1 protein-coding gene is annotated in these 1,375 nt (G+C 64.8%); it reads right to left on the bottom strand.

Annotation, left to right across the window (positions count from 1 at the left end; all coding sequences use genetic code 11):
- On the bottom strand, positions 1 to 1,375 hold a 1,375-nt coding region (locus DYI24_RS26620), incomplete at both ends, for an inorganic phosphate transporter (protein WP_164574459.1).

Genomic DNA, 1,375 nt, shown 5'->3' with positions numbered 1-1,375 from the left:
GACGGTAGCACGTACAGCGTCGCCGACAGCAGAATCGCGGCCGGCAGCGTCAGCACCCAGGCCATCAGCAGGTTGCGGATCGTGGCCATCTGGAGGCCCGAGCCGTTGGCCGCCATAGTGCCGGCGACACCCGACGACAGCACGTGCGTGGTCGAGACCGGCAGGCCGAACATGTCGGCCGCGCCGATGGTCGAGGCCGCCACCAGCTCGGCCGAGGCGCCCTGCGCGTAGGTCAGATGCGACTTGCCGATCTTCTCGCCGACCGTGATGACGATGCGCTTCCAGCCGATCATCGTGCCGAGACCGAGCGCGATCGCTACCGCGACTTTGACCCAGTTCGGAATGAACTTGGTCGCGCTATCGAGCGAGCCCTTGTAGGCGTTGAGCTTGGCAACATCGTCCTTGCTGAGGTCGCTTTCCTTATCCTTCATCAGGAAGCGGATAGCCTCGGACGCCAGATACATGTCGTTGCGGGTGTTGCCGACGGACTCGGCTGGCACTTTGCTGAGCGAGCCGTAGCGCTGCACCTGCTCGCCGATATCCTTCACCAGCACCGCCAGCGATGGGTAAGTGCCCTCGCTGATCTTATGCTGCGACACGTATTGCGTCACCGCGGGGCGGGGATCGCCGATGATGCTGTAACCGGCGCCCTTCGCCGCGATCACGGCCGAGGCGGCCGCCGAGGTCTGCTCGAAATGCGCGACCTGGGAATCCGGCAGCGCACGGTTGAGCGCGTAGGCGGTCGGCACCGTGCCGATCAGGATCAGCATGATCAGGCCCATGCCTTTCTGACCGTCGTTGGAGCCGTGGGCAAAGCTGACTCCAGTACAGGTGAGGATCAGCAGGCCGCGGATCCACCACGGCGGCGGCGCGGTGCCTTCCGGCGCGGAGTACAGCTTCGGATTGCGCACCACCAGTTTGAGCAGCAACAGCAGGATCGCGGCGCAGACGAAGCCGACGAGCGGCGACAGCAGCAGCGCGTAGCCGATTTCTGTCGCCTTGCCCCAGTCAACTCCCGAAGTGCCGTCGCGGCCGCGCATCAGCGCATTGGCGACACCGACGCCGGTGATCGAACCGATCAAGGTGTGCGAGCTGGAGGCGGGGAGGCCGAAGTACCAGGGTCCGAGATTCCACAGGATCGCAGCAATCAATAGCGCGAACACCATCGCGAAACCGGCGCTTGATCCGACCTGCAAGATCAGTTCGACCGGCAGCAGCGAGACGATGCCGAACGCCACCGCACCGGTCGATGTCAGCACGCCGAGGAAGTTGAACACGCCCGACCACACGACCGCAACTTCGGCCGGCAGCGAGTGGGTGTAGATCACGGTCGCCACCGCGTTGGCGGTGTCGTGGAAGCCGTTGACGAACTCGA

Source organism: Rhodopseudomonas sp. BR0C11, from assembly GCF_010820945.1.
In the GTDB taxonomy this organism is placed as follows: Bacteria; Pseudomonadota; Alphaproteobacteria; order Rhizobiales; family Xanthobacteraceae; genus Rhodopseudomonas; species Rhodopseudomonas palustris_H.
This window is presented reverse-complemented; position numbering and strand designations above follow the sequence as displayed.